This is a genomic window from Micromonospora cremea (assembly GCF_900143515.1).
GTDB lineage: Bacteria > Actinomycetota > Actinomycetes > Mycobacteriales > Micromonosporaceae > Micromonospora > Micromonospora cremea.
Map to the genome: position 1 here is coordinate 3,403,598 of NZ_FSQT01000002.1, position 25,618 is coordinate 3,429,215.

The window sequence follows — 25,618 nt, forward strand, 5'->3', positions numbered from 1 at the left end:
GGCCACCGCCCGTCGACGTTCGTGATGTCGCCGCCCGCCGCGGTCCCCGGGGACAGCGCCTTGGCGGGAGAGGGAACCTACGGCTTCTTGGCGCCGGCGATGATGTCCGGGACCGCGTCCTGGCGCACCGCGTCGTAGAACGACTTGACCCGGTTCGTGTCGGCCAGGACGACACTCTCCGAACCGATCCGGCCGGTGCCCTTGGTGGGGCTGGTGACGAAGGTCAGGTTGCTGCCCCGGACGCCGCGCATCTGGTTGGCCGTCTCCAGCAGGGACAGCTCCTTGTCCACCGAGACCGAGTTCGAGGTGGCCTTGAGGAACGAGTTCAGCTTGGCGGGGTTGGTGAGCAGGCCACCGGAGGAGGCCTTGTCGATGATCGCCTTGATCACCTGCTGCTGGTGCCGGATCCGGGCGAAGTCACCGTCCGCGAACTGCTTGCGCTGGCGTGAGTAGTCGAGCGCCGCCTCGCCGTCCATCCGCTGCATCCCCTTGTTGAAGGTGCGGAACGGCGCGTGGATCGAGGTGAACTGCTTCTCCGAGTTGACGTCGATGCCGCCCAGCGCGTCGATGATCTCCTTGAACCCGGCGAAGTCGATCAGCGCGACGTGGTCCACCCGTACCTTGGTGAACGACTCGACCGCCTGCACCATGAGCGGCACGCCACCCCAGGCGTACGCCGCATTGATCTTGGCGTCCCGGCCGCCGTTGTTGCCGTCCGCGGATCGGGGCACCGACACCCAAGTGTCCCGGGGAATCGAGATCAGTTGAGCGCTGGACCGGTCCTTCGGCAGGTGGGCGAGGATGATGGTGTCGGTCCGCGAGCCCGAGGTCTTCTCCGGGTCACGCGAGTCGCTACCCAGGATCATGATGTTCATCGCGCCCTCGACCATCGCCTGCGGGCGACCCTCCTCCGGCACGCCCTGGAACGCGTCCACGCGCTCGATGTCCCCCTCGACGGAGCGCAGGTAGAGGCCACCGGCGATCACCCCTCCGCCCCCCACCAGCGTCACCACCAGCAGGCTGATCAGGAGGATCCGCCGCCATCGGCGTCGTTGGGGTGGCTGCGGGCCGACCGGCTCGCCGTCGTCCACCCGCCGTGGCTGGCCGGCGGTCCCGGTCGAGTAGTACTCGCCGGGTTGCGCGGTCTCATTGTGACGTGGCATGTCGCGATGCTACTGACTCGGCTTTCGGGCCGAGTACCCTCGTCCGGTCGGAACCGTCCGCCGTCGGGTTGGTCCGTTGATCGAATTCAATGGCAACTTCCCCTGCCACAGGGCGCGTCGGCCTGATAAGAAGCTCCGGTGGACGCAATGAAGCTCCGACGGGCCATCGCCCGCACCCCGCTCGCGCCCGTGGCCGCCTTCCCGAAGCGGCTGGCCCGGGTCGCCCGGCATGACGCCAAGGTGCTGCGCACCTCGGCCCGCTGGCTGGTCACCTCCCGTGAGCACCACAACTACACCTACGACCTGACCAAACTCAGCCGCCACCACCTGGCCTGGTTCGTCAGTGTGATCTGCGACCGCCCGGTCAAGCAGGTCCGCGGCTGGTTCGACGAGGTCGAGTCCGACCAGCCGCTGCGGCAGCACATCGAGCGGGCCACCGCCGGCTCCGCCCGGCGAGGGCTGGCCGACCGGCAGGTCCGCTACGCCCGCCGGATCGGCTGGTACGCGATGGTGCGGGCCACCCGCCCCGCGCACGTGGTGGAAACCGGCGTCGACAAGGGCCTGGGCAGCTGCGTCCTGGCCGCGGCGCTGCTGCGCAACGCGCAGGACGGCCACCCGGGCCGGGTCACCTCGCTGGACATCAATCCCGAGGCCGGCTACCTGGCCCACACCGCCCCCTGGTCGGAAGTGGTCGACCTGGTGATCGGCGACTCGATCGCCTCGATCGGCGCCCTGGACCGCCCGGTCAACCTGTTCCTGCACGACAGCGACCACAGCCGGGCACACGAGAAGCGCGAGTTCGACGCGGTGGAGCCGAAGCTCGCCCCCGACGCGATCCTGCTCACCGACAACGTCACCAGCACCAACGTGCTCGCCGAACACGCCGAGCGCACCGGCCGGCGGTTCCTCGCCTACCGGGAGAGCCCCGCCAACCACTGGTACCCCGGCGACGGCATCGGCGTGGCATGGTAGGCCGGTGCGGCTGACCTCGATCCACACGTACCCCGTCAAGGGTTGCCACCGGCTCGACCACGACGACGCCCTCGTGCGGCCGTGGGGCCTCGCGGGCGACCGGCGCTGGATGGTGGTGGACGCCGACGGCGTCGGCGTCACCCAGCGCGAGACCACCCGGCTGGTCGGCCTGCGCCCCACGGTTCACCCCGGCGGCCTCTCGCTGCGCGCCGACGGGCAGCCCGACCTCGACGTGCCCGAGCCGGCCGGCGGGGGCCCCATCGCCGTGCGCACCTTCCGCAGCCGGAAGACTCCAATCCCCGCGCTACCCGCCGGGCCGGCAGCCGACGCCTGGCTCGGCGCGCTGCTCGGCCGGACGGTCCGACTGGTCTGGCTGGCTCGGCCGACCCGACACCTTGCCGCCGGAGATCGCGAGCACGACACCGGCGACCAGGTCAGCTTCGCGGACGCCTACCCATTGCTGCTGGCGAACGCCGCCTCCCTCGACGCCCTCAACGGCTGGCTCGCCGAGGCCGCAGAGGAGCCGGTGCCGATGGCCCGGTTCCGGCCCAACCTGGTAGTCGACGGCGCCCCTGCCTGGGCCGAGGACGACTGGGCCGGCCGGTCGCTGCGCATCGGCGACCTGCGCTTCCGTGCCGCCGGGCCGTGCGACCGCTGCGTGGTGACCACAACCGACCAGGAGACCGGGGTGCGCGCGAAGGAGCCGCTGCGCACGCTCGGCCAGTACCGCAACGTCCAACAGAAACTCCTCTTCGGGCTGCATCTGGTGCCCGTCGACAGTGGACCCGTGGCCGTCGGCGCCCCGGTCGTCCTCGAGGCCTGACCGGTCGCGGGCCCGCCCGGAGCTGGCCGCGCCGGCTGCCGGGCCGGATCGAGGTGACCGCGGGTCGGTTGCGGGAGCGCACCGGTCACCGTCCGTCGACACTGTCTTAGCTTCGGCTTAGCCGGCTTGTCCGGCCGACGGCGGTTCGGGCAGCATCGCGGCGTGACGGACGCAAGCGCTCCCGGCGGCGTCGACATCGACCTCGACCTGGACCGGGCTCCGGACGACCGGCCCACGCCCTCGTCCGGCCCAATCCCCTGGCTGGTCGCCACCGGCGTCACCATCCTCGCGGCGGCGCTCGGCCTCACCCTGGCGCTGCGCTCCGGCTCCACTCCCGCCTGCGCCGCCGGCCGCGTGCTCGCCGCGCCGCCCACCGGCACCGCCACGCACAGCGGCAAGGCGACCTTCTACGACTCGAACGGCACCGGCGGCAACTGCTCCAACCCGGCCGCCCCGGCCAACCGGCTCTACGTCGCGCTCGGTCCGACGGAGTACGCCGCCGGCGCCGCCTGCGGCGGGTTCCTCGACGTGAGCGGCCCCAAGGGCAGCATCCGCGTCCTGATCATGGACCAGTGCCCGGAATGCGCGCCGGGGCATCTCGACCTGTCCCGCGAGGCGTTCGCCCGGATCGCCGACCCGGTCCAGGGCCTCGTCCCGATCACCTACCGCGCGGTGGTCAACCCGCCACTACCCGGCCCGCTCACCTTCCGGATCAAGGAGGGCGCGTCACAGTTCTGGTTCGCCGTCCGGGTGGGCAACCACGGCAACCCGCTGCGCGCCGTCGAGGTCCGGCAGGACGACAGCGACCCGTGGCAGTCGGCCGCCCGGCAGGACTACAACTACTGGCTGATCCCGTCCGGCGCCGGCGCCGGCCCGTACACGATCCGGGTGAGCGACGTGTACGGGAACCGGGTCACCGTCGCCGGCATCCGGATGGCGCCCGGCCAGGTCCAGACCAGCGCGGTCCGCATGTACGGGCGCGGCGCGGTGGCCGCCACCGCGCGTCCGTCCGCGTCGGCCCGGCCGTCCACCAACCGACCAGCGGGTACGCCGACGCAGGCCCGCCGCCCGGCCGAGGTGGCGAAGGCGAGTGCGCCCGCCACGGCGGTGGCCAACCCGCCAGCCACCCGGCCGGCCGGGGCCACGGCCCGCTGGTGCGCGAGCTGACCGCTCAGTCGGTCGGCGGCAGGTCGAGCCACATCAGGACCTCGTCCCGGTCGTCACCGGGCGCCACCCGCAGCGCGCCCGGCAGGCGACCGATCTCCCGGTACCCCAGCCGGCGGTAGAACCCGTCCAACCCCAGCCCGTCCCGCACCGTCACGTGCAGCGCCTCGTAGCCCAGCTCCCGGCCCAGCCGGGCGGCCTCGCGCATCAGCGCCGAGCCGTAGCCGCTGCCCTGGGTGTCCGGATGGACCATCACGCGCTTCAGCACACACCAGTGCGCCTTGAGCGGAAACCGGTTGTCGGAGAAGATCAGCACAGCCACCAGCCGGTCGCCGGCGTACCCGACCAGCAGCCGGTCCGGTCCGTCGGCGATGCCGGCGAAGGTCGGGTCGGCGGTGGCGCGGACGTCGGCCGCGGTGACCGGAGGCACGAAACCGACCGCGCCGCCGGCGTTGCTGACGTCCACCCAGAGGGCGACGATCTCGGCGCGCAGCTGTGGGGTGAGGTCGGGATCGAGGACGAGGCGCAAACTCACGCCCGCCATCCTGACCGCTCGGGCACCCGGTCGGCCCGAGGTGTGATCGATCCGACCGACAGCGCAGGCCGGGGACTCACGTGCGACTCAATTGTGCGGGAGAGGGGATTCGAACCCCCACGTCCAATAGGACAATAGGACCTAAACCTACCGCGGCTGCCGTTACGCCACTCCCGCCAACTTGCTGATTCTAGAGTGTCGGGCCGCCGGGGTGCACAGGCCGGCCGACCGGAGTATCGCCGACACGGCGTAACCGCCGAGGGCGCACTCGCCCGCGGTCATGTCCGCCAAGCCCTGCGCAACCCGGTGCGCTCCCCACTCGGGATGGGCAAGAGCGAAGCCGATCACGAGGTCTGTGAAACGCTGCTGCAGCGCACGGGTGCGAGAGCGCGAGGGAGGATCTATAGTCCCGGTTGCCCTCAATCGCCCGACCAGGGTACTGACGTGACGCCGCGAGCACTTGATAAGCCGAGCAGCCTCAACCGCCGTAACCGCGCCTTTCTCGACCTGACGAAGCAGCGTGTAGATGTCATCGTCTGCGAGTGCTGTCGGAGATCGCTCAGCGTCGGTGGCGGGTTGGCTGCCGCTTGCTCGGCCGTTGACCGCGTCGGCACGCGGTTTCCGGCCCGCGTAGGTGTTCGTCTGGCTGTGGCAGTTAGGGCACAGCAATCGCAGGTTGGGCGGACGGTTGTCAAGGAAGTCCCCGTTGATGTGATCAACATGTAGGACTAGTGATTTCCCTTGCCAGACCGTACCCACGCCGCCGGCCTCGCACTCGGCCGGTAAGCCGAGGAACAGGAGCGCCCGCTTCAGCCTGGTGCCGGGAGTGCGCCGAGCGTTCCGGGGCAGTTTGATGAGCACCTGATGCGCGGGGACGCGCGGCGCCGAACTGCCTCGGTTGTGGGCGCTGCCAGTGAAATGAGAGGTGTCAATCCCGAACTTCTTGAGCTGCCGACTGATGTGCGCGTGGGAGCCGCCGCTGACGCGGATGCCGAGCAGCCGCATCACCTCGGTGATGTTGCGAGCGGCGGCGGCCGCCGCGGCCAACGCCTCGGGCGTGTACTTGTACCGGACCACCCGCAGATGGTGACGGTCCGGTACGACAGTCAGTCCAGGCCGAGGTCGCGGCGGAGCTTGGCGACGTGCCCGGTGGCCTTGACGTTGTAGAGCGCCCGTTCGATCTTGCCGTCGGCGTCGATGACGAAGGTCGAGCGGATCACACCGGTCACGGTCTTCCCGTACAGCTGCTTCTCGCCGTACGCGCCGTACGCAATCAGCACCGCCTTGTCCACGTCTGACACCAGCGGGAAGGTGATCGCGTCGCGGTCGCGGAACTTCGCGAGCTTCTCGGGCTTGTCCGGGGAGATGCCGACCACCTCGTAGCCGGCGGCCTGGAGGGAGGCGAGCGAGTCACGGAAGTCGCAGGCCTGCTTGGTGCAGCCAGGGGTCATCGCCGCCGGGTAGGCGTAGAGGACCACCTTGCGGCCTCGCAGGTCGGCCAGGGCGAGCTGGTCACCGGTGTCGGTGGGGAGGGTGAACTCGGGTGCGGGGTCACCGGGGGAGAGGCGGTCGGGCGCGGTCATGGCCCGACGATACCGCCGGGCCGGCCGGTGCCGCCGCAGGCGACGCGCCGAGCGGTCGCGGCCGCTGGTCGGCGGCGTCCCGGTCCGGGATGGTGATCAAGAACATGCGTTGTTGCCAAGGTATGGCAACAGCAGTGATTGGGAAATAGGCTGACTTCCGCCGGCCCCGGACGGGTCCGCTGACGCGTGGGAGGTCGCGTGGAAACACTGGCGATGCACATCTCGAACGGGATCATCGATGGTCCCGTCGCAGCGGTCTTCGCGGCGTTCGCCCTCGCGGCGCTCACCGGCTGCGTCCTGCGCGGCCGGCGCGACCTGGACGACCGCCTGGCCCCGATGGCCGGCCTGGTGGCCGCGTTCATCTTCGCCGTCCAGATGCTCAACTTTCCGATCTTCACGGCCGGGGTGAGTGGGCACCTGCTCGGTGGCGCGCTCGCCGCGATGCTGGTCGGCCCGTGGGTCGGCGCGCTCTGTGTGTCGGTGGTGCTGGTCGTGCAGGCGCTGGTCTTCGGCGACGGGGGCGTGGCGATGCTCGGCCTCAACATCACCAACATGGCGCTGCTCGGCACTGCGGCGGCGTACGTGCTGATCGCGGTGCTGCTGCGGGTGCTGCCCCGCACGCCCGCCGGCCTGGCGGTCACCGGGTTCGTCGCCGCGATGCTCAGCGTGGTGGTCGCGTCCCAGGGCTTCGTCCTGCAGTACTGGCTGGGCGGCACCACCGACCTGGGCGGCAACCTGGCCGGCCTGGCCGGCACGATGGCCGGTGTCCACCTGCTGATCGGCATCGGCGAGGGCCTGATCACCGCCACCACCGTGGTCACCGTGGCGAAGGTGCGCCCCGATCTCGTCTACGCGTTGCGCGGGTTGCGTCCCGCCGCCGTGCCCACCGTTCCTGCCGTCGGAGGTGTCCGATGAAGAACCGCTCCTGGGCCTTCCTGGCCGGTGGCCTGCTGGTCGCCCTGCTGCTGGCGGGGGTGGTGAGCAACTACGCCTCGTCCCACCCGGACGGGTTGGACTCGTCGCTGCTGAAGGGGTGCACCGTCGACGCCGATGACAACATCGTCGGCGGAAGCTGCCCGGCGCAGCAGGCCCGGGAGCACGAGTTGGGGGACAGCCCGCTCGCCGACTACGGGGTGCGGGGCGTGGAGAACGGCTTCCTCTCCACCGGCCTCTCCGGGGTGCTCGGCGTGCTGCTCACCTTCGCGGTCGGCGCGGGTGGCTTCTGGCTGTTGCGCCGCCGTGGTGCCACGTCGACCCCGGGTGCCACGTCCGTCGAGGGCGAGACGCCGACCGAGGGTGACGCGGCGACGTCCCGCGCCCGCGCGGCGCGCTGAGCAGAGGGGTACGCGGATGGGTGCCGGTCACGGGCACGTGCTGTACCGCGAGTCCGACTCGCCGGTGCACCGGCTCCCGCCCGAGGTCAAGATCGTGGCGATGGTGGTCTTCACGGTCGCCGTGGTGGCCACCCCACGGGCCGCGTTCTGGGCCTTCGGCGCGTACGCCCTGCTGGTGGCGGCGGTGGCGGCGCTGGCCCGGGTGGGGCCGCGGTGGCTGCTCAGCCGGGCGCTGATCGAGTTGCCGTTCGTGCTGTTCGCCGTCGCGCTGCCGTTCCTCGGTGCCGGCGAGCGGGTCGACGTGCTGGGCCTGCGGCTGTCCGAGGACGGGCTGCACGGCGCGTGGAACATCGTGGCCAAGGGCACCCTGGGTGTCCTCGCTTCGCTGCTGCTCGCCGCGACCACCACCACCCGGGACCTGATCGTCGGGCTGGACCGGTTGCACTGCCCGCAGGTGCTCACCCAGATCGCCACGTTCATGCTGCGCTACCTCGACGTGCTGGTCGGCGAGGCACGGCGGATGCGGGTGGCCCGGATCTCGCGGGGTGACGATCCGCGTTTCCTGTGGCAGCTGCGGGGTTTCGCCGCCGGGATCGGGGCGCTGTTCCTGCGGGCCTTTGAACGCGGCGAGCGGGTCTACCTGGCGATGCTGTCCCGGGGCTACTCGGGGCGGATGCCCGAGGTGTGGCAGGGCGACGGCGCGGCGACCGCCGGTCAGTGGCTGGTGGCGGCGACCGTGCCGGTGGTGGCGGCCTCCATCGCCGCCACCGCCGTCGTGCTGACATGATCGGTGTCGTGCAGACCGCTGTCTCGCTGGACGTTCGTGGCGTTCGGTACGCGTACCCGGACGGGCATGTCGCCCTGCACGGGGTGGACCTGAGCGTGCCGCGCGGGGACCGGGTGGCGCTGCTGGGGCCCAATGGGGCCGGTAAGACCACGTTGGTGCTGCACCTCAACGGCATCCTCACTCCGACCGAGGGCAGCGTGAGCGTCGGCGGTCTGACCGTGACGCCGGACCGGGCCACCCTGTCCGAGGTGCGCCGCCGCGTCGGCATCGTCTTTCAGGACCCGGACGACCAGCTCTTCCTGCCCACCGTGGCGGAGGACGTCGCGTTCGGGCCGGCCAACCTGGGCCTGCGCGGGGCGGAGCTGGCCGCCCGGGTGGACGAGGCGCTCGCCGCGGTGGGGATGAGCGAGCACCGGGACCGGGCGCCGCAGCACCTCTCCTTCGGGCAGCGCCGCCGGGTGGCGGTGGCCACCGTGCTCGCCATGCACCCGGAGATCCTGGTGCTGGACGAGCCGTCGTCGAACCTGGACCCGGCGGCACGGCGTGAGCTGGCCGAGATCCTGCGTGAGCTGCCGGTGACGCTGTTGATGGTGACCCACGACCTGCCGTACGCGGCGGAGCTGTGCCAGCGCTCGGTGATCCTGGACGGTGGCCGGATCGTCGCCGACGCCCCCACCCTGGACCTGCTGGCCGACTCCACGCTCCTGGCCCGCCACCGCCTGGAACTCCCATACGGCTTCGCCCCGCGCCCCTGACCGGCGGCGGTCAGGTCCGGGCGGGGGCGGAGGTTCGGGAGGCGGCGTGCAGGCGCAGGACGCCAGCGGCGGTCGCGCCGGCGCCGGTGATCAGCACCAGAGCCACCATGACCCGGGCGATCTCGGCCGGCCAGGGCACCGGGGCGACGGACCGGGCGAACACCGCGGCGTTGGCCACCCCGGCGAAGAGCGCCAGGCAGGCCCCGGCCAGCGCCACCGCGAAGTCGGCGGCCGGGCGGCGGGCCAGCGCGTAGCAACCGGCGGCGATCGCGCCGAGGCCGGTGAGCAGCGACCAGACCTGTCCGGACAGCAGCCCGACCAGCACCCCGCCCACGCCGTGGGCGCCGGCGTCCAGTTCCCGGCCCACCGGGTAGAGCACGGCGACGGCACCGCCGGCGACCAGCAGCACGCCCAACGCGGACAGCGCCCGGGCGCCGGGCGGCGCGGCGGCGGCGAGCAGGCCGAGCGCGCCCACCGCGAGCAGTCCCACGATGGTCACCGCCCACCAGGTGTACGCGTCCGGCGGCGGCAGCCAGTCCAGCGTGCCGCGGATCTGCGCCGGTTCGGCGCCGTCGCGCAGCGGGATCGTCCAGTCCCGGACGCGGTGCTCGCGGTCCGGCGCGGCGCGTACCGCGTCCGGCGGCGTCGACTCCCGCCACAGCGCGCGCTGGTCGTGCCAGCGCACCGTGGTCCCGTCGGCGATCCGCCGCCAGGAGGGGGTGGCCGCCGGGTCCGCCTCGGCGGGCAGCCTGGTGTCCCCGGCGATGGTGCGGTTCAGGTACGTGGCGGGGGAGCGGCTGTTCTCGAAGACCCCGTCCGGGCCGACCCGCAGGTACGGCTCACCGGAGTAGCCGATCACCTCGATCGGGCGGCCGGTGCGGTTGGTCAGCTCCAGCCGGGCGCCCGCCTCGACCACCCGTACCTCCAGCCCGGGCCGGGCCGGGGCGATGCCGGTGGTCCGGGTGCGGTAGTCGGTGCCGTCCGGGGCGTCGGCGCCGTGCGCGGCGGCGGGTGCCGCGGTGAGCAGGGTGGCCGCGCAGGCGGCGGTGGCGACCAGGCCGGCGCGGGCGAGCAGGGTACGGATCATTTGCCGGCCGCCGCCACGGCCGCGGTGAGGCCCTGTGGGCTGCGGTCGGCGAGGGGCTGACCGTTGACCAGGATGGTCGGCGTGCCGGTGACGTCGCTCCGGCTCGCCTCGTCGGTGACGTGCTCGGTCCACGTCTGGTACGTGCGGTCCTTGACGCAGACACCGAACGAACCCCGGTCGAGCCCCACCCCGGCGCCGATGTCGATCAACTCGTCGTCGGTGAGCCCGGCGCTGCCTTCGGGCGGCTGTCTGTCGAAGAGCGCCTTGGCGTACTCGCGGAACTTGCCGTTGGCCGCTGCGCACCCTGAGGCGGCCGAGGAGCGGGTGGAGTACTCGGTGGTGGAGAAGCGGTTGAGGTACGCCACCGGGTGGTAGACGACCTTCGCCTTGTTCTCGGCCACCAACTGCTCCAGGGTCGCCCCGCTGGCCTGCTCGAACTGCTTGCAGGCCGGGCAGAGGAAGTCCTCGTAGACGTCGACGGTGACCGGTCCGCCGCCGGTGACGATGCCGGTGCCGTCCGCGTTGGCGCCGGGCGGGGTGGTGAAGTCCCCTGAGCGTTGGCTGGACCAGACGCTCCAGCCGATCAGGCCGGCGATGACCAGCACGGCCACCGCGGCGGCGGAGACCCAGATGGTGCGGCGGCGGCGCCGTTCGCGGGCCAGCTGCTGGCGGACCACCCGGGCCGCGTCCCGCTGCCCCTTGCGACTACTCATCCTCGTCCTCCACGGCGGGTTCACCGGACAGCCACCCGTCCACCGAGACGGGCGTACGCGGCCAGATCAGCAGAAAACCGGCCAGCACCAAGAATCCCAGGTCACGCAGGATCTCCGGGAGGTAACTGGGTGCCTGCCCCTCGGCGAGCTGCCCACCGCTGCCGAAGCAGCCGCAGTCGATGGCCAGGCCACGCGTCCAGGCCGAGGCGATCCCCGCGATGAAGACCACCAGCAGCGCGGCCGAGACTCCCGCGCTGAGTCGGGTGGCCAGCCCGAGCAGCAGCAGTACGCCCAGCGCCAACTCGACGAAGGGCAGCGCGGCGCCGACCACGGTCGCCACGTCGTACGGCAGCACCTGGTAGGCGTTCACGGCCCGGCCGGAGGCGGCCAGGTCGCCGACCTTCGACGCGCCGGCGACCAGCCAGACGGCGGCGAGGCCGAGTCGGGCCGCGATGCCGAGCCAGGGCCGGACGGCGGCCAAGCGACCGGCGTGGGTGGAGGGTGCTGTCACGGTCATTGGTCGTCCCGTCTCCGCCGGAAGTTCCCGGCTCAGCCGGTCAGGGCGTCGCCGACCGCCTCGACCAGCTCGTCGCGGGCCCGGGCGACCCGCGATCGGATGGTGCCCACCGGCACCCCCTCGACGGCGGCGGCCTCGGCGTACGACAGGCCGAGCAGCTGCGTGAGCACGAACGCAGCCCGCCGCTCGGCGCTCAACCGGCGGACCAGGTCGGCGGCGCCGAGCTGCCCGGCCGGGTCCGGGTGCGGTCGGTCGGTGTACGCGTTCGCCGCCAGCCGCTCGTCGAGCCGGCGGCGGCGAATCACCGTGCGCAGGTGGTCCGCGCAGGCCCGCCTGGCGATGCCCAGCAGCCAGGTGCGGGCGCTGGAGCGACCCTCGAACGCGGGCAGCGCCCGGAACGCCCGCAGGTACGTCTCCTGCGTCAGATCGTCGGCGCTGTCCGGGTCGACCAGGGCGGCGACGAAGCGCCAGACCTCGACCTGGGTCAGCCGGACGAACGCGGCCTGGGCAATCGGGTCGCCGTCGCGCGCGGTCAACGCCCACTCGGTGGCCGGATCCCGGGCGACGCCACCGGCCGGGTCGGCCTGGTCGGCGGCACCGGTGTCACGCGGGACGGGGATCACGACAAACCAGGTTACGCGGCGCCCGGCGCGCCGGCGGAGTCCTTCGGTCCCCGGATGTTCTGCGCCACGTCGGGAACTTTTCCCCGGCAGGGGTCGACTACCCCGTCATGACTTGCGACCACGTACGCGCGGCGCTGTCGGCGCGCCTGGACGGGGAGGACCCGCAGGCGTCCCCGGCGGCGCTGGACGCCCACACCGCCACCTGCGCCGGCTGCCGCGCCTGGCTGGCCCGCGCCGAGCAGGTGACCCGGCTGGTCCGGGTGCAGCCGGTGGACGTGCCCGACCTCACCGCGGCGGTGCTGGCCGCGGTCGCCGCCGATCCCGCCCACCGGAGCCCGGCCGCCGTCCGGCGGGCCCGCCGGCAGGTGCTGCGGATCGCGGTGGCGGTGGCCGCGGTGGCGCAGTTGGCCATCGCGCTGCCGATCCTGCTCGCCGGGCTCGGCGTGTCGGTGGACCCGCACACCAGCCGGGAGATGGCCTCGTTCGACGTGGCGCTGGCGGTGGGCTTCGCGCTGGCCGCCTGGCGGCCCGAGCGGGCCCGGGCGTTCCTGCCGGTGGCCCTGGTGCTGGCGGTCTGCCTGGCCGGCACCAGTGTGGTGGACATCGCCAACTCGACCACCGCGCTCGTGCACGAGATCGGGCACCTCGCCGCCGTGGTCCAGGCGGGGCTGCTCTGGGCGCTGGGCCGCAGCGGCGAAGAGGACCGGCCGCTCACGCCGACGTTGGCGGCAGGGCGCGGGTGAGCCGCCCGACCGACTCGGGTCGCCGAGATCGACTCCGGTCGGCGAGCATGGCGGGCATGATTGTCGCCCCCCGCCGCTGGCTCGCCCGACTGGCCGCCGCCGCCGGCCTCCTGGTCACCATCGTCGCCCTGCTGATCGCCCCGGCCACCCCGGCCAGCGCGCATGCCGTGCTGCAGAGCAGCAGCCCGGCCGCCTCCTCGGTGGTGCCGAGCGGGCCGGCCGAGGTGGTCCTCACGTTCAGCGAGTCGGTCCGCAAGGTTCCCGGCAAGATCCGCGTCATCGGGCCGGACGGCTCCCGGGCCGACCGGGGTGAGCCGAGCTTCGACGGCGCCGCCGTGACCATCCCGGTCGATCCGGCCGGCGAACGCGGCACCTACCTGGTCAGCTTCCGGGTGATCTCCGCCGACAGCCACCCGGTCTCCGGCGCGTTCACCTACTCCGTCGGCGCGCCCTCGACACCGCCGGTCGACTCCGGTGACGACAGCCGGGCCAACCCGGTGGTGGGCAACGCCGTGAAGGTGGCCCGTTTCCTCGGGTACGCCGGTCTGGTGCTGCTGGTCGGGCCGGCGCTGGTGCTCGCCGCGCTGTGGCCACGACGGCTGTCCCGGCGGGGACCGGCCCGCCTGGCCTGGACCGGCCTCGGTCTCGTGGCGGTCGCCACCCTCGCCGACCTGTGGCTGCAGGTGCCCTACACCGCCGGCGGCGGCCTGTTCGAGGTGACCGGCGAGGGGTTCGGCAGCGTGTTCGGCAGCGCCTTCGGCACCGCCCACCTGGTCCGGCTCGGCCTGCTGGCGGCCGCGGCGTTCCTGCTCCGGCCGCTGCTGGCGCGGCCGTCCGGACGCACCGACATGATCATTCTGGCCGTGCTCGGCGGGGCGGCGCTGCTGACCTGGCCGCTGGCCGGGCACCCGGCGGCCTCCCCGGCCCCGGCGGTCTCCGTGGTGGTCGACGCGGTCCACCTGGGCAGCATGGCCGTCTGGTTGGGCGGCCTGTTGATGCTCGCGGGCTTCCTGCTGCGCCAGGCCGACGAGCGGGAGTTGGGCGCGATCCTGCCGATCTGGTCGCGCTGGGCGGCGCTCGCCGTCTCGGCGTTGCTGCTGGCCGGCACCGTCCAGGCGCTGATCGAGGTGGCCACCCTCGACGCCCTGGTCAACACCACGTACGGGCGGCTGCTGCTGGCCAAGATCGGGCTGTTCGCGTTGGTGATCGCCGTGGCCGCGTACTCCCGGCAGTTGGTGCGCCGGCGCACCGCGGCGCAGCGGCCCGTGCCGGTGCGCCGGGCAGTCCTGGTGGAGTTGGCCGTCACGGTGGTGGTGCTGGGCCTGTCCGCGACGTTGGTGCAGACCACGCCCGCCCGGACCGCCGTGGCCGAGCCGTCCGGCACCCAGGCCGGTCTCTTCTCCACCACCCTGTCCAGCCCGCTCTTCTCGCTCCAGGTCGAGCTGGACCCGGCCGAGCGGGGCAACAACTCGATGCACCTGTACGCGTACACCAAGGACAACCAGCCGCAGCCGGTGGCGGAGTGGCGGGCAACCGCCGCGCTGCCCTCGGCCGGGATCGAGCCGATCGAGGTCCCGTTGCTGCCGCTGACGGACAACCACGCCTACGGCGACGTCAGCCTGCCGGCCGCCGGCGACTGGCAACTGAAGATCACCGTTCGCACGTCCGAGATTGACCAGGCCACGGTGACCGCCACCGTGCCCATCCGTTAGAAAGGTTCGTGAATCCATGACCCGTCTCCGGCGTTCCGCAACCGCCGCCACCGCCCTGGCGTTCACCACCGTCGCGACCGCCGTGCTTGGCTTCGCCGGGCCGGCCTCCGCCCACGTCAGCGTGAACCCGGCAGAGGCGACCCAGGGCGGTTACGGGCGGTTCGCGTTCCGGGTACCGACCGAGAGCGACAGCGCGTCGACCACCAAGGTGGAGGTGGTGCTGCCGGAGAACGCCCCGGTCGGTTCGGTGTCGACCATGCCGGTGCCCGGGTGGACGGTGACCGTGGAGAAGCGCAAGGTCGACCCGCCGATCGAGGTGCACGGCAGCCAGCTCACCGAGGCGGTCTCCAAGCTGACCTGGACGGCCACCGGCGACGCCGCGATCAAGCCCGGCCAGTTCCAGGAGTTCCCCGTCTCGATGGGTCCGCTGCCGAAGATCGACACGATGGTCTTCAAGGCCCTGCAGACCTACTCGGACGGCAACGTGGTGCGCTGGATCGAGGAGCCGGCGGCGGGCGGTGCGGAGCCGGAGAAGCCCGCGCCGGTGCTGACCCTGACCGCGGCGGCGCCGTCGGCGTCGGCCGCGCCGGCCGCGGCGGCCGTCGCCACGACTGACGATGACGACGACGATGAGGGCGAGGGCACCGCGGTCGGCCTCGGTGTCGCCGGTCTGGTCGCCGGCCTCGCCGGTCTGGTGCTCGGCGGGCTGGCGTTCGCCCGGACCCGTCGGGAGCCGGTCACCAAGTCCTGACCACACCACACAGCCGCTGGCCCGCCGGGAAATCCGGCGGGTCAGCGTGCTTTCCGGGGCCCGGACCGACCGTGCTGCGGATATCCCCGGATCAGACGGTGCACGTCGGTAAGGTCGGCCGGGTATCTGGCTACGGAGGGGGACGGTGCGAATGCGTTTCGTGCGGGGGATCGCCGGAGTGCTGCTGTTGGTCATCGGAATTCCGGCGCTGTTCGCCGGCGGCGCGCTCTGGCTCGTGACCCGGCACGCCGACCCCGGTGGGACCTTCGCCGCCCGGTTCGAGACGGTCCGCACGCCCGGCCACGCGGTCGTGGTCACCGACCTCGACCGGCTGCTGCGCCAGGAGGCGCCGTTCGCGCGTACCGCGCAGACCCGGCTGCGGTTGGACGCCCGTACGCCGGACGGCCCGGCCTTCGTGGGGCTGGCGCCCACCGCCGAGGTGCGCCGCTGGCTGGAGCCGGTGCCGCACGCCTCGGTCCGGCGGATGGCGCTGGCGCGGGGTCCGCTGCCCGTCCGGCTCGACCCGGCCGGCCCGGCCGCCGCCGCCCCGACCGCCGCCGCGGTCACCCCACTTGGTCGCCCGTTCTGGGTACGCGAGGGGATCGGCTCGCTGGAGTGGAGTCCCGACGACCTGGCCGGTGAGCCGATGAGCCTGGTGGTGATGCGGCCGGACGGCGGTGGCGACCTGGCCCTGGATCTGCGCGCCGAGTTGCGGGCCGGCTGGGTCACCCCGGCCACCTGGGCGCTGCTGGCGGTCGGGATGCTGCTGGTGGTGGGCGCGGCGGTGCTCCTGCTGCGCCCGCAGCGCCCGCGCGAGGTGGTCTTCGTGGTCGAACCGGACCAGGTGCCAGTGCTCGCCGGCCGGCTCGGGGTCAGCTCATTGAGTGGGCTGGGCGCCCCGTCCGCCGGGAACGCCGGAGTGGCACGGTCGCTGCCGGCCGGGCGGCAGCTCACCCCGGTCGGTTCCGGCGCGGGTGAGCGGCCCCGGTCGGCGATCGGCGCCGAGCCGGCCCGGCCGAGCACCCTCGCCGACCTGGAGGCCCCGGCCCGGCTGCCCCGTCCGCCGGAGGTGGCATTGAGTCTGGCCTGGCCGCCGGCCACACCGGAGCCGACGGCCCGGCCGGTGGCGGTGGACGAGACGGCGAGTGGCCCTCCGCGCTGCCGACGCGGAGGGCCACTCTCACCGGGGGATCGGTGCTACCCGAGCGACGCTTGAGGTAGGTGAGACCAGATTAGCGCCGATCGTCGCTACTGGGGAGATCCGTCCATTTGGTGCGACTTTTCCACCTGGCGACTCGGCCGGACCGGCAGGGTCACCAGCAGCAGCAGGCTGAGCAGCACATAGCCGTTGCGCAGCAGGAAGTCCACCGGGTCGTCGGTGCGGACCGGGGCCACGCCCCAGTCGTGGAACGACACCACGCCGTAGATGATCAAGGCGGTGGTGCCCACCGCGAGCCCGGCCAGCCACCGTCGCCGGCGCACCTCGTCCGGCCGGTCCGCGCGCAGCGCCGCGTCCGCGAGCAGCACCACCGCCGGCACGAACCAGTAGATGTGGTGGGTCCAGGTGATCGGGCTGACCAGGGCGCCGACCAGGCCGGTCAGGGTGAGGCCGGTCAACGCGTCGCCCACCCGGGCGGCACGGACCGCCCGCCACAGCCCGTAGCCCGCCACCACGGCGACCACCAGCAGCCAGAGCAGCCGGTCCGGCTTCTCCGGCGCGGTGAACCGGCTGAGCAGGCCGAACAGCGACTGGTTTCCGGTGTAGTCGGTGCGGCCGACCCGATCGTTGTCCCACAACTCCTGCGTCCAGAAGCGCCACGAGTCGCCGGGCGCGATCGCCGCCGCAAGCAGGGTCGCCGCCGCCGCGGTCGCGCTCGCCACCGCCGCGGCCCGCCACCGTCGGGTGGCCAGCAGGTACACGATGAAGATGCCCGGGAAGAGCTTGAGCGCCGTCGCCAGCCCGATGCCGACACCGGCCCAGCGCCGCGCCTGCGGCACGGCGAACAGCAGGTCGGCCAGGATCAGCACGACCAGCAGCATGTTGATCTGCCCGAAGGTGATCGTCTCGCGGGTGCTCTCCACCGCCAGCACCAGGAGCACGGCGACGGTCAGGGTGAAGGTCCGCGGCAGGTCGTGCCGGGCGATCACCGGCGTCACCAGCCACCGGGTGGTCACCACCACCGCCAGCAGGGTGAGCACCGTGAAGATCGTCACGGTGGCGCCGAGCCGGATCAACCCGAACGGCCACAGCAGCAGCGCGCTGAACGGCGGGTAGGTGAAGTACAACTCGCCCTGCACCCGGTCCGGCTGGACGTAGTCGTAGAGCGGGTTGCCCGCCGTCCACCAGTCCATCGCGGACATGTAGATCTTCAGGTCGAAGAAGTTGTGCACCAGGCCGGGCAGGTAGAGCGCCGGCAGTACGGCGATCAGCGCCACCACCGCGACGAGCCGACGGACCGTACGGCCGCCGGGATCGTCGTCGGTGACGGCGGGCGGTGCGACGGGTTCGGCTGGCACCCCGAAACCCTAGCGGGCTGCTCCGTCGAGAGCGCGCAGCCGCGGGTTGTGGGCGGCGCGTAGGCTGTGCCGGTGGCTGATCTCCTCGTCTGGATCGACTGTGAAATGACCGGTTTGGACCTCGGCAGGGACAAGCTGATCGAGGTTGCGGCACTGGTCACCGATCCTGACCTCAATGTGCTGGGTGAAGGCGTCGACGTGGTGATCCACGCCGATGAGGCCGCGCTGGAGGCGATGCCGGAGATCGTCCGGACGATGCACGCCAAGTCCGGCCTCACCGAGGAGGTGCGCCGCTCGGCGGTGACCCTGGCCGAGGCCGAGGACCGGGTGCTGGAGTACGTCAGCGGCTTCGTCAAGGATCCGCGTACCGCGCCGCTCTGTGGCAACTCGATCGCCACCGACCGGGGCTTCATCGCCCGGGACATGCCCCGCCTCGACGCGCACCTGCACTACCGGATGATCGACGTCTCGTCGATCAAGGAGCTGTGCCGTCGCTGGTACCCCCGGGTGTACTTCGGCCAGCCGCAGAAGGGCCTGGCGCACCGCGCGCTGGCCGACGTCCGGGAGAGCATCCGGGAGTTGGAGTACTACCGGCGGACCATCTTCGTCCCGCTGCCCGGCCCCGACGTGGAGACCGCCAAGGGAATCGCCGCCGACCTCTGACCCGCCGTGAAGGAAGGGCACCTTGTTAACGCCTGGTGCATAGGAAGGGACCCTTCCTGACACCGGGAGCGGCATGGGCCGGTATCGCCGGCGGGAGCCGGGAACCCGCTGGACGGGGTCCGTCGCGGTGTGGCTATTATTGGTCCGCACCCCGCCCGGGGCGATCGACCGGGCGACGGCGGCATGGTGGCTGTAGCTCAGTTGGCAGAGCACCGGGTTGTGGTCCCGGTTGTCGTGGGTTCAATTCCCATCAGTCACCCAGCTAGTGGATCTCAGGCCCCCTCCGACGAGGGGGCCTGAGCCGTTCCTGGGATCGAAGGTCAATGGGTCGCGGGTGGAGCGACCCATACGAAAGCCCCCTCCGTCGCGAAGGGGGCTTTCGTCGTTTCGGCTGCCTCAGGCGGTCGGCGTCGGCGTCGGGGTGCCGGCTTCCGGGGTCGGCGAGGTGTCCGGGTCGGCGGGCGGCTCGTACGGCAGCGCGCTGCCCTTGACGTACTCGTCCCAACTCATGTTCCAGTCGGTCCAGCCGTTGCCGTTCTGGAGCTTGCGTTCGGTGCCCTTGACGGTGATCGGGTCGCCGATCTGGGTGTTCTTGAACAGCCAGTCACCGTTGGCCATCGACACGTTCACGCAGCCGTGTGACACGTTCGTGCTGCCCTGCTGGCCCTCGGACCAGGGGGCGGCGTGGATGAACTCCCCGCCCCAGGTGAGCCGCTGGGCGAAGTCAATCTTGGTGCGGTAGCCCTCCTCGGGGCCCAGCTCCTCCATGGTGTCGAAGACCGTCTTGCGCAGCTTCTCGATGACCACCATGGTGCCGCTGGACGACGGGGTGCTCTTCTTGCCCAGGCTGACCGGGATGGTCTTCACCACGGAACCGTTCCGGGTCACCGTCATCCGCTTGGTCTTGTTGTCCACCGTCATGACCAGCGCTGCGCCGATCTTGACGTCCACGGTGAGGTCGGCGCGCCCGTACCAGCCGTCACCCATCGGCAGGCCGCCGGCCTGGACCCGGTAGGAGACCTTGCTGTTGGCCTTCCAGAACTCCTTCGGGCGGTACCGGATCTCGGTGGGGCTGACCCAGTGCCAGATGCCCTCCTGGGCGGGCGTCGAGGTCACCGTCATCCGGCGCTGCACGTCGTCGCGGTAGTCCTCCGGGATGGCCCGGCTGAACTTCACAATCAGCGGCATCCCGACCCCGACCACCTGGTTGTCGCCGAGGAAGCTGCTCACCCGCACCTGATTGGCCGGCTTCGCCATGGTGGTGAAGGTGCTGGTGGCGGTGGCCGGGCGGCCGTCGTCACCGGTGGCGGTCACCGTGGCGGTGTAGCTCGTGCCGTACTCCAGTGCCCCGGCCGGCAGCCAGGTCTTGCCGTCCGCGGTGAGGGTGCCCTCGACCGCCTTGCCGGCCGCGTCCTTGAGCTCGACGGCGGTCTCGACGGCGTCCTTCGTGGTGAAGGTGATGCCGGTGGATGCTGGCACGTCCTTGGCGTCGGTCGCTGGTTCGCTGATGGTCGCCGCCGCCTTCGGCGCCGGACTCTCGCTGCCGCCCTGCCACGAGGACGGCTTACCGCCGCCACCGTCGGTGCAGGCGGAGGTGAAGGCCAGCGCCACGGCGAGAAGCCCCGCCGCGAACACGCGGCGTCGCCCACCGGGCCGGATCAGCTGGTCCTGGCTAGCTCGCATGATTCCCTCACAGTCGTGGTCCCTGACCCATCGTCTCCTACTGACGCACCAGGACTGGCCCAGGTTGCCGAGGGTGAACCGGAACACGCCGACGATGATGCCGGAATTTTGTTAAAATCCGGCGTTTCGTGAGTCTGACTCGTCTGCGGGCCGGGACTGAGGGTCGCCGCGAGCGCCGTCGCGTCGCGGGCAAGTGCAAAGGGTACGCGCCGGCCCGTGCGATCGCACGGGCCGGCCAGGGATGGAGTACGGCTCAGAGCGCCGGACCGGACCCGCCCGCGGGCACCGGCAGCGCACTGCCCTTGACGAACTCCGACCAGCTCAGGCTCCACGCCGTCCAGCCGTTGCCGGCGGCGAGCTTGCGCTCGGTCCCCTTCACCGTGATCGGGTCACCGATCCGCGTCTTGTCGAACAGCCATCGGGCGTTCGCCATCGACACGTTGACGCAGCCGTGTGAGACGTTCTGCCGCCCCTGCACGTGCTCCGACCAGGGTGCGGCGTGGATGTACTCGCCACCCCAGGTGAGCCGCTGAGCGAAGTCGATCTCAGTGACGTAGCGGTTGGACGGGTCCGGATCGTCGCGGGTGTCGAAGACCGTGGACTCCTTCTTCTCCATCACCACCATCGTGCCGCTGGAGGACGGGGTGCTCTTCTTGCCCAGGCTCACCGGCACGGTGCGGACCAGCGCGCCGTTCTCGTACACCGACATCTTCTTGGTGGCGTTGTCGACCTTCATCACGAACGACCGGCCGATCTTGGCGGTGGCCTTGCGGTCGACGTCGCCGTAGCGGCCGTTGCTCAGCGGCATCCCGGCCAGGGCGATCCGTACGGTGATGGTGGTGCCCGGCTGCCAGTACTCCGGCGCCCGGTAGTAGGCCTGCGTGCCGTTGTCGACCCAGTGCCACGCTCCCGGCTGCGGCGGGTCAGTGCGGACGAACATCCGCTTCTGCACCGCCGCCCGGTCCTTCTTCGGGATACCCGGGTGGAACTCGGTGACCACCGGCATGGCCACCCCGTAGCTCTTGTCGTCGAAGAGGTAGAGGCCGGATCCGATGGTCGATTTGGGCTTGGCCATCGTGGTGAAGCTGCTGGTGCCCTGGCTGCTCGTCCCGTCGGCTCCGGTCGCCGTCACCGTGGCGGTGTAGCGGGTGCCGTACTTCAGCGGGGCGGACGGCACCCAGGCCGAGCCGTCGGTGCGCAGCGTGCCCGCGACCGCGCCACCGCCCGCCGCGGTCAGGGTGACCGTGGACACCTTCGCGCCGTCCGGAAGCTTCGCGCTGATCTCCGTACTCACCGGCTTGTTCTTCGTGCCGTCGCCCGGGCTTAGCGCGAGCGGCGGGCCGCTCGACGCGGCCGGCGTCGTCGGCTCCGCCGTGCCAGGCTCAGCGCTCGCGCTCGAACCGGTCCCGCCGACGAATTCCGGCTTCTTCTGCTCGTCGCCGCATCCGGTCAGTGCCAGCGACGCCACCAGGGTCAGAGCGCCCACCACCGCCCCGGCTCGCGTGAACCGTGCCATCCCCACCTCTGTTCTCGCGTACCTGGCGGACATCGTGCCGTATCACCGCGTCGACGCATGCCCCCGTCGCGGACGCGCTGGTCGATTTGGCCCCTTCTGCCCGGTAAGCTCGACCGAAGGGGGGATCCGGGTAACCGGATTGGAGCCCGGCTCGGCGGGGTGCTAATGTTCTCTCCGTTGCCGACGAGCGCCGCTAGCTCAACTGGCAGAGCAGCGGACTCTTAATCCGCGGGTTCGGGGTTCGAGTCCCTGGCGGCGCACCAGCAATAATCTGGGCATTCACCCTCACGGGTGGGTGCCCAGATGTCGTTTCGGGGCGAGTGACAGCAACGCCGACAGCAACGGTGTCACCCGTCAGCACCATCACCCGGCTCCGGCTCCGGCTCAGCGAGCGCCGCGTCCATGTGTCCTGCGGCCTCCTGCTGCATCGCTGGCATGACGTGCCCGTAGATGTTCATGGTCACCGCGATCTGAGAATGGCCGAGGATGTCCATGACGACTCGTGGCGACACGCCTGCCGCCAGCAGCAGCGTCGCGCACGTGTGCCGCAGGTCATGAAAGCGGATTGGCCGCACACCGGCCCGGACGATCAACCTGCCAAAGGCCGTGTTCAGGTTGCGCGGTTCGACGTGGCGACCCGTGGCGGTCGTGAATACCAGGCCCGTCTCCTGCCACTGCCCGTTGGCGAGGGCTTGCTCATGTTCCTGGACGCTGCGGTGTCGCTTGAGCGCCTGGACCACGACCGCCGGCATCGTCAGCACGCGGCGGGAACGGCGCGACTTGGGCGGGCCGAACACCACACCATCGCCGCGAACCCTCTGCAACGTCTGCCACACCCGCAGCTGTCCAGCGTTCAAGTCAATGTCCGACCATCGCAGCCCGAGAAGTTCACCACGCCGCAAGCCAAGTGCTAACGCGACAACGAACAGGGCGTGCAGACGGTGTGCTTTCGCTGCGGCCAGGAAGGAGCGGGCTTCCGACTCGGTCCACGGGTGGATCTCCTCCCGGTCGGGGGTAGGAGGCTGCACCAGCCGGGCGACGTTGCGCGCAAGCAGCTCCTCCCGTACGGCCTGACTGAGCATGGCTCGCAGGACCGCGTGGACCTGCTGAACGGTTCGCGGCGAAACGTGCGGTCGTTCGTCTTCGGGCTGCTGCTTTCGGCCGGCGTTGCGCGTTGCTGCCGCCCTTGCGAGCATGAGCCGGACATCGGCAGGGGTTAACGAGGTGAGTCGCCTCTTGCCAATCGCTGGCACCACGTAACGCGCGATCAAGGACCGGTAGCGCACCAGCGTGGTCGGACGCAGCTTGGGTGCCGCCACATGCTCCATCCAGTAACTCGCGTAGGAGGCGATCGTCCAGCCGGAGGCACCGGCTGGTAGTCCTCGATTGGAACGACTCTTGATTTCAGTGAGTTTGGCATCTACCTCCTCCGCCGACTTGCCATAGACGGGCACCCGCTTGAAGGTGCCGTCGACAGTGAGGACGTAGGCGGCCCCTGCCCATCGCCCATCCTTGCGCTGGTAGATCGACCCTGGCCATTGGCTCGCTTCTTGGAGCGGCGACGCCTGGACTCCTCCGGCTCTGGAGCCGGAAACACACTGACTGCACCCATCAGGCAGCATCCTCCTCAAGTGCGGCAAGGAACGCCCGGGGCGCGGCGACGGGAATTAGCCGGCGGTCGCCGATTTTCACCGAGCGCAGGCGACGCGACCGGATCAGGTTGTAGAGCATCCACTTGCTGATCCGGAGCCGGGCGGCGGCTTCAGGCACAGTCAAGAGCTCGGACGTGTCCATCGCCGCGTCACCGGGGGCAAGACGAAGCGGGAGGCCATGCGCTGCCTCAAGCGCTACATCGCACGCGAGATCTACCAGACCATCACAGCAGCCCAACCGCAGGTGAAGACAACCCCAGGAACCACACCTTGACAAACATAGGGGCATCACCATCGTCAACCGCACCAGCGGCATCGACCAGAAGCTGGCCGGACGGCCCGTCATGGCCGACGGCGCCTACCGCGGCAACCCAGAGGTGATCATCCCCTACCGCAAACCCGCCGACGGCAGCGAGCTACCCGAGTGGAAAGCCGACCTGAACAGACAACACCGCACCGTCCGAGCACAGGTGGAACACGCCCTGGCCAGGATGAAGTGCTTCAAGATCCTCCGCGACTACCGCCGCGCCGCCCACACATTGACCGACGCTGCTTCGGGCATCGCCCATCTCCACAACATCATCCTCGCTGGCTGAACCGCCAGCCTGGACGGGGTAGCACCTTCAGCGAGTTACGAGACGTCCTTTAGGCAGGAGGTCACGTATGTCCATTGCGCGCCGGTCAGCGACACGGTCACCTCTTGATCGTCGTGAGGCCAGTCGGTGAAGCCTGTTGTTTCAGGCGTCCAACCAGCGATCTGGCGCCAGCCTTCTCGAAGAATCTGGACTCCGGTCTCCACGAGACCGTGCGGGTCACCATTCTCGGCCTCGACGTTAACCACGTTGTCGAGGACGCGGTCGACCCTCCGCCATTGCCGAGCGGGCATCCGGACTGCGCAGGTGGTCGGCTCAGCTGACTGATGGGGCATGCGCAGCATGGTGACCGACCGACGTCTGGTGGTCAACAACTCCCGCCCGCTCGGTCTCGGCACTGCGATGACCTGTCCGCGGCAGACATCCCAGGATTCAAAATGTCAAGCGGCTGCTGTGCTGTGGTGAGCCCAGGCCTTGTGTTCGTCGTAGATTGAGCGGGTCTTGAGGCATCCGTGGAGGATGCCGACGAGGCGGTTGCCGAGCTGGCGCAACGCTGCGTGGTGGCCGATCTTTCGAGCTCTCATCGCGTCGTAGTAGGCACGGGCGCCGGGTGAGCCGCGCAGAGCGCAGAGGGCCCATTGGTGCACGGCGTCGCTGAGGCGGTCGTTGTGGACATGCCGCGCCAGCACGGTTCTCTTCGTGCCAGAGGCTCGGGTGATCGGTGAGGTGCCGGCGTAGTTCTTGCGCGCCTTGGCGTCGGCGTAACGCTTGGGGTCGTCGCCGAACTCGGCCAGCACCCGAGCACCGAGGACCACACCGAGGCCGGGCAGGCTGGTGTAGAGCTCAGCGTCCGGGTGCCGACCAAAATGCTCTGCCACCACCTCGCCCAGGGCGTCGATCTCCGCGTTGAGCGCTGCGATCAGCCTGACCTCACCGGCGACGATGGCCGCGAACGCCTGCTGCACGGCCGGAGGCTGCCGTAGCGCGGGCGCCCGTAGGACGGTCTGGACTTGCAGCGCCTTGACCGCGACGTCACGACGGTTTGCCTTACGCAGTGCCGTGCTGATCCTGGCCGTGGACAGTCGCGCGGCCCGGTCGGGATCGGGTGCCGCGGCCAGGACGGCGAGCGCGTCAGGCGCGTCGAGGTCGTCGAAGGCGGTCAACGCGGCCGGGAAGTACTCCCGTAGCGCGCTCCGTAGACGTAGCACGTGCCGGGTCCGGTCCCAGATCATGCTGTGGTGGCTGCGAGCGACCAACTTCATCGCCTCGCCGTCGTCGGAGTCCCCGGCGATCGGGCGGTGGTGATCGCGGTCGAGGCGCACGATCTCCGCCAACACATGCGCATCGCCGGCGTCGCTCTTCGCCTTCGACGTGGAATGCCGCTCCCGGTACCGTGCCGTGGACATCGGGTTGATCGCGAAGACCTCATAACCGGCGGCCACCAGCGAGGCGACCCATGCACCGCGTTCGGTCTCGATCCCGATCTTGACCCGAGCGGCAGCATCGGAGGCTGGCAGCTCGGCCCACTCCTTCGGCATCACGCCGGCGATCAGAGCGTGCAGGCGCGTGACGCCATCCAATCCTTCCGACAGATGCCGGCGCGCCAACCGACGGCCCTGTTCGTTCACGATCTCGATGTCGTGGTGGTCCTCGGCCCAGTCATCACCCACGAACAGCATCGCTACCTCGCTCCCACGGTTCCACCAACATCAAGCAGCAGCGCGGAGGAGAC

Annotated in this window: 26 protein-coding genes, 3 tRNA genes and 2 pseudogenes; 15 read left to right on the top strand and 16 right to left on the bottom strand. The window is 71.1% G+C overall.

Annotated features, from left to right (window positions below; genetic code table 11):
• Positions 1-77 precede the first annotated feature (77 nt).
• Positions 78-1,163 carry an LCP family protein gene (locus BUS84_RS29420; protein WP_084757636.1) on the bottom strand — a complete coding sequence of 362 codons (1,086 nt, stop codon included), beginning with the start codon at positions 1,161-1,163 and terminating at the stop codon, positions 78-80.
• Positions 1,164-1,310: 147 nt separating this feature from the next.
• Between BUS84_RS29420 and BUS84_RS29425 the strand changes: the two genes are divergently transcribed.
• The 3 genes from BUS84_RS29425 (at position 1,311) to BUS84_RS29435 (ending at position 4,125) form a co-directional block, all read left to right on the top strand.
• Entirely contained in the window at positions 1,311-2,135 is an 825-nt protein-coding gene (locus BUS84_RS29425) for a class I SAM-dependent methyltransferase (RefSeq protein WP_244298911.1), read from the top strand.
• A gap of 4 nt (positions 2,136-2,139) precedes the next feature.
• Entirely contained in the window at positions 2,140-2,958 is an 819-nt protein-coding gene (locus BUS84_RS29430; RefSeq protein ID WP_074317446.1) for an MOSC domain-containing protein, read from the top strand.
• 162 nt (positions 2,959-3,120) lie between these two features.
• Positions 3,121-4,125 (top strand): expansin EXLX1 family cellulose-binding protein, encoded by a 1,005-nt coding sequence (locus BUS84_RS29435; protein ID WP_074317448.1) that lies wholly within the window; start codon positions 3,121-3,123, stop codon positions 4,123-4,125.
• Between the two features lie 4 nt (positions 4,126-4,129).
• On the opposite strand, the gene BUS84_RS29440 is transcribed toward BUS84_RS29435, so the two are convergent.
• From BUS84_RS29440 to bcp, 4 genes are all read right to left on the bottom strand, one after another.
• Positions 4,130-4,666, bottom strand: a complete 537-nt coding sequence (locus tag BUS84_RS29440) for a GNAT family N-acetyltransferase (protein ID WP_074317450.1) — start codon at positions 4,664-4,666, stop codon at positions 4,130-4,132.
• Between the two features lie 85 nt (positions 4,667-4,751).
• A tRNA-Leu gene (locus BUS84_RS29445) sits at positions 4,752-4,834 on the bottom strand.
• Positions 4,820-5,734 carry an HNH endonuclease family protein gene (locus BUS84_RS38405; RefSeq protein ID WP_074317452.1) on the bottom strand — a complete coding sequence of 305 codons (915 nt, stop codon included), beginning with the start codon at positions 5,732-5,734 and terminating at the stop codon, positions 4,820-4,822. Before BUS84_RS38405 ends, BUS84_RS29445 begins: the two co-directional genes overlap by 15 nt.
• Before the next feature lie 29 nt (positions 5,735-5,763).
• Positions 5,764-6,240, bottom strand: a complete 477-nt coding sequence (gene bcp / locus BUS84_RS29455) for a thioredoxin-dependent thiol peroxidase (protein ID WP_074317453.1) — start codon at positions 6,238-6,240, stop codon at positions 5,764-5,766.
• A gap of 198 nt (positions 6,241-6,438) precedes the next feature.
• Here bcp and BUS84_RS29460 point away from each other — a divergent pair, with 198 nt between their 5' ends.
• Genes BUS84_RS29460 through BUS84_RS29475 form a run of 4 tightly spaced genes read left to right on the top strand, consistent with a single transcriptional unit; the run spans position 6,439 to position 9,116 of the window.
• Positions 6,439-7,155 (top strand): energy-coupling factor ABC transporter permease, encoded by a 717-nt coding sequence (locus BUS84_RS29460; RefSeq protein WP_074317455.1) that lies wholly within the window; start codon positions 6,439-6,441, stop codon positions 7,153-7,155.
• Entirely contained in the window at positions 7,152-7,574 is a 423-nt protein-coding gene (locus BUS84_RS29465) for a PDGLE domain-containing protein (protein ID WP_074317456.1), read from the top strand. The genes BUS84_RS29460 and BUS84_RS29465 overlap by 4 nt, the downstream gene beginning before the upstream one ends.
• A gap of 16 nt (positions 7,575-7,590) precedes the next feature.
• The gene (gene cbiQ, locus BUS84_RS29470) at positions 7,591-8,361 is read left to right on the top strand and encodes a cobalt ECF transporter T component CbiQ (RefSeq protein ID WP_074317458.1); all 771 of its coding nucleotides are present in this window, start codon (positions 7,591-7,593) and stop codon (positions 8,359-8,361) included.
• Positions 8,358-9,116, top strand: coding sequence for an energy-coupling factor ABC transporter ATP-binding protein (locus BUS84_RS29475; protein ID WP_074317460.1), 759 nt, complete (start codon positions 8,358-8,360; stop codon positions 9,114-9,116). Before cbiQ ends, BUS84_RS29475 begins: the two co-directional genes overlap by 4 nt.
• A gap of 10 nt (positions 9,117-9,126) precedes the next feature.
• Here BUS84_RS29475 and BUS84_RS29480 read toward each other — a convergent pair whose 3' ends face one another.
• From BUS84_RS29480 to BUS84_RS29495, 4 genes are read right to left on the bottom strand one after another with little or no spacing between them, the layout of a single operon-like run.
• Positions 9,127-10,203, bottom strand: coding sequence for a hypothetical protein (locus BUS84_RS29480; protein WP_074317462.1), 1,077 nt, complete (start codon positions 10,201-10,203; stop codon positions 9,127-9,129).
• The gene (locus BUS84_RS29485) at positions 10,200-10,916 is read right to left on the bottom strand and encodes a DsbA family protein (RefSeq protein ID WP_074317463.1); all 717 of its coding nucleotides are present in this window, start codon (positions 10,914-10,916) and stop codon (positions 10,200-10,202) included. Before BUS84_RS29485 ends, BUS84_RS29480 begins: the two co-directional genes overlap by 4 nt.
• Entirely contained in the window at positions 10,909-11,433 is a 525-nt protein-coding gene (locus tag BUS84_RS29490; protein WP_074317465.1) for a MauE/DoxX family redox-associated membrane protein, read from the bottom strand. Before BUS84_RS29490 ends, BUS84_RS29485 begins: the two co-directional genes overlap by 8 nt.
• 32 nt (positions 11,434-11,465) lie before the next feature.
• Positions 11,466-12,056, bottom strand: a complete 591-nt coding sequence (locus BUS84_RS29495; protein ID WP_074317467.1) for a sigma-70 family RNA polymerase sigma factor — start codon at positions 12,054-12,056, stop codon at positions 11,466-11,468.
• Positions 12,057-12,163: 107 nt separating this feature from the next.
• Here BUS84_RS29495 and BUS84_RS37830 point away from each other — a divergent pair, with 107 nt between their 5' ends.
• The 4 genes and pseudogenes from BUS84_RS37830 to BUS84_RS41370 form a co-directional block, all read left to right on the top strand.
• Positions 12,164-12,799 (top strand): zf-HC2 domain-containing protein, encoded by a 636-nt coding sequence (locus tag BUS84_RS37830; protein ID WP_074317468.1) that lies wholly within the window; start codon positions 12,164-12,166, stop codon positions 12,797-12,799.
• A gap of 47 nt (positions 12,800-12,846) precedes the next feature.
• Positions 12,847-14,511 carry a copper resistance CopC/CopD family protein gene (locus tag BUS84_RS29505; RefSeq protein ID WP_074317469.1) on the top strand — a complete coding sequence of 555 codons (1,665 nt, stop codon included), beginning with the start codon at positions 12,847-12,849 and terminating at the stop codon, positions 14,509-14,511.
• 16 nt (positions 14,512-14,527) lie between these two features.
• Positions 14,528-15,262 (top strand): YcnI family copper-binding membrane protein, encoded by a 735-nt coding sequence (locus BUS84_RS29510; RefSeq protein ID WP_074317471.1) that lies wholly within the window; start codon positions 14,528-14,530, stop codon positions 15,260-15,262.
• A gap of 676 nt (positions 15,263-15,938) precedes the next feature.
• A pseudogene (locus BUS84_RS41370) lies at positions 15,939-16,478 on the top strand (hypothetical protein); the annotation flags it as partial.
• Positions 16,479-16,510: 32 nt separating this feature from the next.
• Here BUS84_RS41370 and BUS84_RS29520 read toward each other — a convergent pair.
• Positions 16,511-17,779: a glycosyltransferase 87 family protein gene (locus BUS84_RS29520; protein WP_074317473.1), complete on the bottom strand. Its 1,269-nt coding sequence runs from the start codon at positions 17,777-17,779 to the stop codon at positions 16,511-16,513.
• Positions 17,780-17,845: 66 nt separating this feature from the next.
• On the opposite strand from BUS84_RS29520, the gene orn reads away from it, so the two are divergent.
• Both orn and BUS84_RS29530 read left to right on the top strand, forming a co-directional pair.
• On the top strand, positions 17,846-18,442 hold the full coding sequence (orn, locus tag BUS84_RS29525) for an oligoribonuclease (protein WP_074317475.1): 597 nt from the start codon (positions 17,846-17,848) through the stop codon (positions 18,440-18,442).
• Positions 18,443-18,628: 186 nt separating this feature from the next.
• A tRNA-His gene (locus tag BUS84_RS29530) sits at positions 18,629-18,701 on the top strand.
• A gap of 137 nt (positions 18,702-18,838) precedes the next feature.
• Here BUS84_RS29530 and BUS84_RS29535 read toward each other — a convergent pair.
• Complete coding sequence (locus BUS84_RS29535) at positions 18,839-20,125, bottom strand: L,D-transpeptidase (protein ID WP_074317477.1); 1,287 nt, start codon at positions 20,123-20,125, stop codon at positions 18,839-18,841.
• 253 nt (positions 20,126-20,378) lie between these two features.
• Entirely contained in the window at positions 20,379-21,641 is a 1,263-nt protein-coding gene (locus BUS84_RS29540) for a L,D-transpeptidase (protein WP_074317479.1), read from the bottom strand.
• A 187-nt stretch (positions 21,642-21,828) separates the two neighbouring features.
• Here BUS84_RS29540 and BUS84_RS29545 point away from each other — a divergent pair.
• Positions 21,829-21,904: transfer RNA gene (locus tag BUS84_RS29545), tRNA-Lys, on the top strand.
• A gap of 84 nt (positions 21,905-21,988) precedes the next feature.
• Here BUS84_RS29545 and BUS84_RS29550 read toward each other — a convergent pair.
• Together BUS84_RS29550 and BUS84_RS29555 are read right to left on the bottom strand one after the other, a co-directional pair.
• Entirely contained in the window at positions 21,989-23,095 is a 1,107-nt protein-coding gene (locus BUS84_RS29550; RefSeq protein WP_159451086.1) for a tyrosine-type recombinase/integrase, read from the bottom strand.
• A 157-nt stretch (positions 23,096-23,252) separates the two neighbouring features.
• Positions 23,253-23,435, bottom strand: a complete 183-nt coding sequence (locus BUS84_RS29555; RefSeq protein ID WP_074317481.1) for a helix-turn-helix domain-containing protein — start codon at positions 23,433-23,435, stop codon at positions 23,253-23,255.
• Between the two features lie 154 nt (positions 23,436-23,589).
• Here BUS84_RS29555 and BUS84_RS29560 point away from each other — a divergent pair.
• A pseudogene (locus tag BUS84_RS29560) lies at positions 23,590-23,889 on the top strand (transposase family protein); the annotation flags it as partial.
• 35 nt (positions 23,890-23,924) lie between these two features.
• Here BUS84_RS29560 and BUS84_RS29565 read toward each other — a convergent pair.
• Together BUS84_RS29565 and BUS84_RS29570 are read right to left on the bottom strand one after the other, a co-directional pair.
• Entirely contained in the window at positions 23,925-24,221 is a 297-nt protein-coding gene (locus BUS84_RS29565; protein ID WP_143728564.1) for a hypothetical protein, read from the bottom strand.
• Between the two features lie 105 nt (positions 24,222-24,326).
• Positions 24,327-25,565 carry an IS110 family RNA-guided transposase gene (locus BUS84_RS29570; protein ID WP_074317487.1) on the bottom strand — a complete coding sequence of 413 codons (1,239 nt, stop codon included), beginning with the start codon at positions 25,563-25,565 and terminating at the stop codon, positions 24,327-24,329.
• Positions 25,566-25,618 lie beyond the last annotated feature (53 nt).